The sequence below is a fragment of the Burkholderia sp. Ac-20392 genome, assembly GCF_017104585.1.
GTDB lineage: Bacteria > Pseudomonadota > Gammaproteobacteria > Burkholderiales > Burkholderiaceae > Burkholderia > Burkholderia lata.
Window position 1 is genome coordinate 1 of sequence record NZ_JAAGPB010000469.1, and the last position, 6,450, is coordinate 6,450.

Below are 6,450 nucleotides of genomic sequence, written 5' to 3' on the forward strand. Positions count from 1 at the left end.
TGAATTCGGTGTCGCCGAATTCGTCGCGTACGTGCTGCGCGGTGGTCGGGCTCACATGGCCGAACCGGTTCGCGGACGGTGCAGCCACGCCGCCATGCCCGCCGCGCCGCGCACTGAACGCGGCCAGCAGCACCTGCGCGACCGGATGCGACGGGCAGCGCAGCCCGACCGAATCCTGGCCGCCGCTCACGGCGTCCGGAATGCGCGCGTGGCGCTTCAGGATCAGCGTCAGCGGGCCCGGCCAGAACGCGTCGATCAACGCCTGCGCGTCGGCCGGCAGATCGTCGGCCCAGTAGCCGGGATCGCCGCCCGGCGGCAGGTGCACGATCACCGGATGATTCGCGGGACGTCCCTTCGCCGCATAGATGCGCGCGACGGCCTCGGGATTCGCCGCATCGCCGCCGAGCCCGTAGACGGTTTCGGTCGGAAAGGCGACGAGCTGACCCGCATCGAGCAGCGCGGCGGCCGCGTCGATCTGCGCGGCCGTCACGGAGTTCGGAAGATCGATGGACATCGGCTGGCTCAGTCGAGCGGCACGCACAGCAACTGCGCGCACGCGGTGGCTGCGGCAACGGCTTCGTCGCGCGTTTCGGCCGTGAAGTTCACGTGGCCCATCTTGCGGCCGACGCGCGCATCTTCCTTGCCGTACAGGTGCAGGTGCGCGGTGGGCATCGCCGCGACCGTGTCCCACGGCGGCGTGACGGCATCGGCCGCCGCACCGTTCGGGAACCACACGTCGCCGAGGATGTTCAGCATCGCGGCCGGCGAATGCTGGCGCGGATTGCCGAGCGGCATGCGCGTCATTGCACGCACCTGCTGCTCGAACTGGCTCGTTGCGCATGCATCGACCGTGTAGTGGCCGGAGTTGTGCGGGCGCGGCGCCATCTCGTTCGCGACGAACGAACCGTCTTCCAGCACGAAGAATTCGACGCACAGCACGCCGACGTAGCCGAGCGTATCGGCAATCCGCACGGCGGCCTGCTGCGCCTCTTCGACGCGCGCCGCATCGGCGGCCGGCGCGGGCACGACCGTCAGCGCGAGGATGCCGTTGTGGTGCGCGTTCTGCGCGAGCGGGAACGCGGCCGAGCGGCCGTCCGCGCCGCGCGCGATCAGCGCCGACACTTCGTATTTCAGCGGCAGGCGCTTCTCGAGCACGCACGGCACGCCATTCAGCGCCGCATGCGCGTCACGCGCTTCCTGCGCGGTGCTCACACGCACCTGGCCCTTGCCGTCGTAGCCGAGGCGCGCCGTCTTCAGGATGCCCGGCAGCACCGCGTCGAGCGCGGCATCGTCGAGCGCGGCGAGTGCCGCCGACGATTCGATCACGACGTGCGGCGCAACGGGCACGCCCGACGCTTCGATGAAGCGCTTCTCCGCGATCCGGTCCTGCGCGACCGCGACGCAGCGGCCGGCCGGCGCGACGAACGTCGTGCGCGCGAGGAAATCGAGGCTCGCGGCCGGCACGTTCTCGAACTCCGTCGACACCGCCTCGCACAGGTCGGCCAGTTCGGCGAGTGCGGCTTCGTCGTCGTAGGCCGCGCGCAGATGGCGGTCGGCGACCGCGCCGGCGGGGCTCGTCGGATCGGGATCGAGCACAGCGACGCGATAGCCCATCGACTGGGCGGCAAAGCAGAACATGCGGCCGAGCTGGCCACCGCCGACCATGCCAAGCCACGCGCCGGGCAGGATCGGGGAAACGGAATCAGGAGTTGCGGTCATGTCAGTGGTCGGTCGCGGCGGGCGCTGCCCGCCGCAGTGGGGAGGTCAGGCAGCCGCGACGCGCGGCCGCCGGTGCGCCGTCATTCCAGCGGCGGCAGCACCATCGCGTGCGCGGCTTCGTTCTGGCGCACGCGGAACGCGGCGAGCCGGTTCGCATAGTCGACCGAATTGCCGGACAGGATCGACACCGCGAACAGTGCGGCGTTCGCGGCACCGGCCTCGCCGATCGCGAACGTCGCGACGGGCACGCCCTTCGGCATCTGCACGATCGAGTGCAGCGAATCGACACCCTTCAGGTACTTGCTCGCGACCGGCACGCCGAGCACCGGCACCGTGGTTTTCGCGGCCAGCATGCCGGGCAGGTGCGCGGCGCCGCCGGCGCCCGCGATGATCGCGCGCAGCCCGCGCTCGCGCGCGTTCTCCGCATAGTCGAACATCTCGTCGGGCATCCGGTGCGCGGACACGACCTTCGCTTCGTACGGCACGCCGAATTCCTGCAGGATGGCGACCGCGTGCTTCATCACGTCCCAGTCGGAACTCGATCCCATCAGCACGCCGATGAGCGGCGCGCTGTGCGTGTGGGCAGTCTGAACTTCGCTCATGTGTTCCGCTCCCCGATCAGGCAAGCGCCTGGCCCGTGATGCGCTCGAGCGCTTCCTGGTACTTCGCGGCCGTCTTCTCGACGACGTCGGCCGGCAGCGCCGGCGCCGGCGCCGTCTTGCCCCACGGCTGCGCCTCGAGCCAGTCGCGCACGAACTGCTTGTCGAACGACGGCGGGTTCGTGCCGACTTCGTACTGGTCGGCCGGCCAGAAGCGCGACGAATCGGCCGTCAGCACTTCGTCCATCAGGTACAGCTGGCCGTGGTTGTCGAGGCCGAATTCGAACTTCGTGTCGGCGATGATGATGCCGCGCGTGGCCGCGTAGTCGGCCGCTTCCTTGTACAGCTTGATCGAGATGTCGCGGATCGTCGCGGCCAGTTCGGTGCCGATGCGGCGCTCGGTTTCCTCGAACGTGATGTTCTCGTCGTGCTCGCCCATCTCGGCCTTCGCGGCCGGCGTGAAGATCGGCTCGGGCAGCTTCTGCGCGTTCTGCAGGCCTTCCGGCAGCTGCACGCCGCACACGGCGCCCGACGCCTGGTATTCCTTCCAGCCGCTGCCGGCCAGGTAGCCGCGCACGACCGCTTCGATCATGATCGGCTCGAGGCGCTTGACGACCACGCCGCGGCCCTTCACCTGCTCGACTTCGTCGGCCGCGACGACGGCTTCCGGCGCGTCGCCCGTCAGGTGGTTCGGCACGATGTGCGCGAGCTTGTCGAACCAGAAGTTCGCCATCTGGTTCAGCACGCGGCCCTTGTTCGGAATCGGCTCGCCCATCACCACGTCGAATGCCGACAGGCGATCGGTCGTGACGATCAGGAGCTTGTCGTTGCCGACCGCGTAGTTATCGCGGACCTTGCCGCGACCGAGGAGCGGCAGCGAGCGGAGCGTGGATTCGTAGAGGGTAGACATCGTCTTTTCGCAGATAAGGAGCCAAACAAAAAGGGAAACGCCGTTCCCCGCGGCAGGCGGGAACGGCGGTCTTGCAATACGTCGGCGAACCGGCCGGGCGACAGCGCCCGGGCGGTTGCCGGCCGGCCCTCGTTCGGCCGGACGGAACGACTGCGGGGCCGGATCAGATCCGGCCGGACAGCCTTGCCTTTGCCTTTCGGCGCGGCAATCGTACTACAGTCTTAGCGCACGACCTGTGCGAGCGCACCGGACTTGTACTGCTCGGCGATCTTGTCGAGCGACACCGGCTTGATCTTGCCGGCCTGGCCTTCGCAACCGAACGCGAGGTAGCGGTCGACGCAAACCTGCTTCGCCGCTTCGCGCGCGGGCTTCAGGTAGTCGCGCGGATCGAACTTGCCCGGGTTCTCGAACAGGTAGCGGCGGATCGCACCGGTGATCGCCAGACGCAGGTCGGTGTCGATGTTGATCTTGCGCACGCCGTGCTTGATGCCTTCCTGGATTTCCTCGACCGGCACGCCGTAGGTTTCCTTCATGTCGCCGCCGAATTCGCGGATCTCGGCCAGCAGTTCCTGCGGCACCGACGACGAACCGTGCATCACGAGGTGGGTGTTCGGGATGCGCGCGTGGATTTCCTTGATGCGCTCGATCGACAGGATGTCGCCCGTCGGCTTCTTCGAGAACTTGTACGCGCCGTGCGACGTGCCGATCGCGATCGCGAGCGCATCGCACTGCGTGAGCTTCACGAAGTCGGCGGCCTGCTCCGGATCGGTCAGCAGCTGCTCGCGGGTCATCGTGCCTTCCGCGCCGTGGCCGTCTTCCTTGTCGCCCTTCATCGTCTCGAGCGAGCCGAGCACGCCGAGTTCCGCTTCGACCGTCACGCCGATCGAGTGCGCCATCTCGACGACCTTGCGCGACACGTCGACGTTGTACTCGTACGACGCGACCGTCTTGCCATCGGCTTCCAGCGAGCCGTCCATCATCACGCTGGTGAAGCCGCTGCGGATCGCCGCCATGCAGACTGCCGGCGACTGGCCGTGATCCTGGTGCATCACGACCGGGATGTGCGGGTACGACTCGACTGCTGCTTCGATCAGGTGGCGCAGGAACGGCTCGCCCGCATACTTACGCGCGCCGGCCGATGCCTGCATGATCACGGGCGCGCCAACCTGGTCCGCCGCCGCCATGATCGCCTGGACCTGCTCCAGGTTGTTCACGTTGAAGGCCGGCAGGCCGTAACCGTGCTCTGCCGCGTGGTCCAGCAATTGACGCATTGATACGAGAGGCATTGTGGAACTCCTTGGAATGAAAACCGGTGCGCCCTGACGCCGGCGCGGCGCTCGCTCCCGGTCGAACCCGGGGTGGCGCGGTGCGGCTGAGCGTCGAATAGCGGCATTTTATCGCGAAGCGCCTCCGATTCCGACCGCCCGGTGGCGCCGACTCGCAATTTGTTACGTTCGCACGGCACAATGCGGGCAAAAAAGAGAAAAAAAGCCGCGCGGGGCTTCGGACCCCACGCGGCTTTCGCGTGAAAAACGGTGCCAGATCGATTTTTCAGCCGACCCGGGCGGCCGGCCCACTGGCCGGCCCGACGCTCAGTCGGCGCTCAATAGTGCTCGCCGACCCGCACGATCTTCAGCGTGTTGGTGCCGCCCGCCTGCCCCATCGGCTCGCCGACGGTCAGCACGACCATGTCGCCGTGCTGCACGTAGCCCTGCTTGACGACGATCTCGAGCGCCGCCTGCAGCGCCGAATCGCGGTCGCTGTTGAAGTCGACGTGCAGCGGCGTCACGTTGCGGTACAGCGCCATCGTGCGCTCGCTGCCGACGCGCGGCGTCAGCGCGAAGATCGGCACGTGCGTGTAGTGACGCGACATCCACAGCGCGGTCGCGCCCGATTCGGTCAGCGCGATGATCGCCTTCGCACCGAGGTGGTACGCGGTGAACAGCGCGCCCATCGCGATCGACTGGTCGATCCGCGTGAACGTGCGGTCGAGGAAATCCTTGTCCAGCTCGACGTGCTCCGACTTTTCCGCCTCCACGCACACGGCCGCCATCGTCTCGATCGTGACGACCGGGTACTTGCCGGCAGCCGTCTCGGCCGACAGCATCACCGCGTCGGTGCCGTCGAGCACCGCGTTCGCGACGTCCGACACTTCCGCACGGGTCGGCACCGGCGCGTGGATCATCGATTCCATCATCTGCGTCGCGGTGATCACGAGCTTGTTCGACTCGCGCGCCATCCGGATCATCCGCTTCTGCAGCGCCGGCACGGCCGCGTTGCCCACTTCCACCGCGAGGTCGCCGCGCGCGACCATGATGCCGTCGGACGCGTCGAGAATGCTTTGCAGCGCCGGAATCGCTTCCGCGCGCTCGATCTTCGCGATCATTTTCGGCTTGATGCCGTACGGCGCGCCCGCGATGTTCGCCAACTGGCGCGCCATTTCCATGTCGGTCGCGTTCTTCGGGAACGACACCGCCACCAGGTCCGCGCCGAGCGACATCGCGGTGCGGATGTCTTCCATGTCCTTCGCGGTCAGCGCGGGCGCCGACAGGCCGCCGCCCTGGCGGTTGATGCCCTTGTTGTTCGACAGCTCGCCACCCACCTTGACGATCGTGTGGATCTCGTCGCCGAGCACGCGCTCGACGGTCAGCACGATCAGGCCGTCGTTCAGCAACAGCAGGTCGCCCGTGCGCAGGTCACGCGGCAGTTCCTTGTAGTCGAGGCCGACGCGTTCGTCGTTACCCAGCTCGCAGCCTGCGTCGAGGATGAAGGCCTGGCCCGGCTCGAGCGTCGTCTTGCCGTTCTCGAACTTGCCGACGCGGATCTTCGGGCCCTGGAGGTCGGCCATGATCGCGATCTCGCGGCCGACCTTGCGGGCGGCCTCGCGCACCATCTCGGCGCGCTGGCGGTGATCGTCGGCCGTGCCGTGCGAAAAATTGAGCCGCACGACGTCGAGGCCCGCCTGCATCATCTGCAGCAGAATCTCCGGCGAACTGGAAGCCGGGCCGATCGTGGCGACTATCTTGGTGGCGCGCTGCATGAAACTCCTCATCTGGATCAAGGTGGATGCGCTGGGTGAAACGCTGCGAGAGCCGGAAACGGCGGGCCCAGCGGCGGCCGTTCCGGGGGGCGTGCCGGTGCTTGCGCCCGGCATCGCTTTGTTCTGAATCTCGTGGTGCTGCTCGGCCGCGTCGCCGGCGGCCGCCGGTGCGCGCGGGGCGG

The 6,450-nt window shown here is 68.0% G+C and carries 7 protein-coding genes; 1 reads left to right on the forward strand and 6 read right to left on the reverse strand.

The window, feature by feature from the left end; all coding sequences use genetic code 11:
* From G3N99_RS32200 to pyk, 6 genes are all read right to left on the reverse strand, one after another.
* Positions 1 to 514: L-threonylcarbamoyladenylate synthase (locus G3N99_RS32200; protein ID WP_206124394.1), on the reverse strand; the 514-nt coding region annotated here is incomplete at its 3' end.
* Between the two features lie 8 nt (positions 515 to 522).
* Entirely contained in the window at positions 523 to 1,719 is a 1,197-nt protein-coding gene (locus G3N99_RS32205; RefSeq protein WP_206124395.1) for a 5-(carboxyamino)imidazole ribonucleotide synthase, read from the reverse strand.
* 80 nt (positions 1,720 to 1,799) lie between these two features.
* Positions 1,800 to 2,321, reverse strand: a complete 522-nt coding sequence (purE, locus tag G3N99_RS32210; protein WP_206124396.1) for a 5-(carboxyamino)imidazole ribonucleotide mutase — start codon at positions 2,319 to 2,321, stop codon at positions 1,800 to 1,802.
* A 16-nt stretch (positions 2,322 to 2,337) separates the two neighbouring features.
* On the reverse strand, positions 2,338 to 3,228 hold the full coding sequence (locus G3N99_RS32215) for a phosphoribosylaminoimidazolesuccinocarboxamide synthase (protein WP_011353065.1): 891 nt from the start codon (positions 3,226 to 3,228) through the stop codon (positions 2,338 to 2,340).
* A 221-nt stretch (positions 3,229 to 3,449) separates the two neighbouring features.
* Positions 3,450 to 4,514 carry a class II fructose-bisphosphate aldolase gene (gene fba, locus G3N99_RS32220; protein ID WP_031402582.1) on the reverse strand — a complete coding sequence of 355 codons (1,065 nt, stop codon included), beginning with the start codon at positions 4,512 to 4,514 and terminating at the stop codon, positions 3,450 to 3,452.
* A gap of 317 nt (positions 4,515 to 4,831) precedes the next feature.
* Entirely contained in the window at positions 4,832 to 6,268 is a 1,437-nt protein-coding gene (pyk, locus tag G3N99_RS32225) for a pyruvate kinase (protein WP_011353067.1), read from the reverse strand.
* Between pyk and G3N99_RS42445 the strand changes: the two genes are divergently transcribed.
* On the forward strand, positions 6,267 to 6,395 hold the full coding sequence (locus G3N99_RS42445) for a hypothetical protein (RefSeq protein ID WP_260865387.1): 129 nt from the start codon (positions 6,267 to 6,269) through the stop codon (positions 6,393 to 6,395). The two genes, pyk and G3N99_RS42445, sit on opposite strands and share 2 nt — an antisense overlap.
* The last annotated feature ends 55 nt before the right edge of the window (positions 6,396 to 6,450 follow it).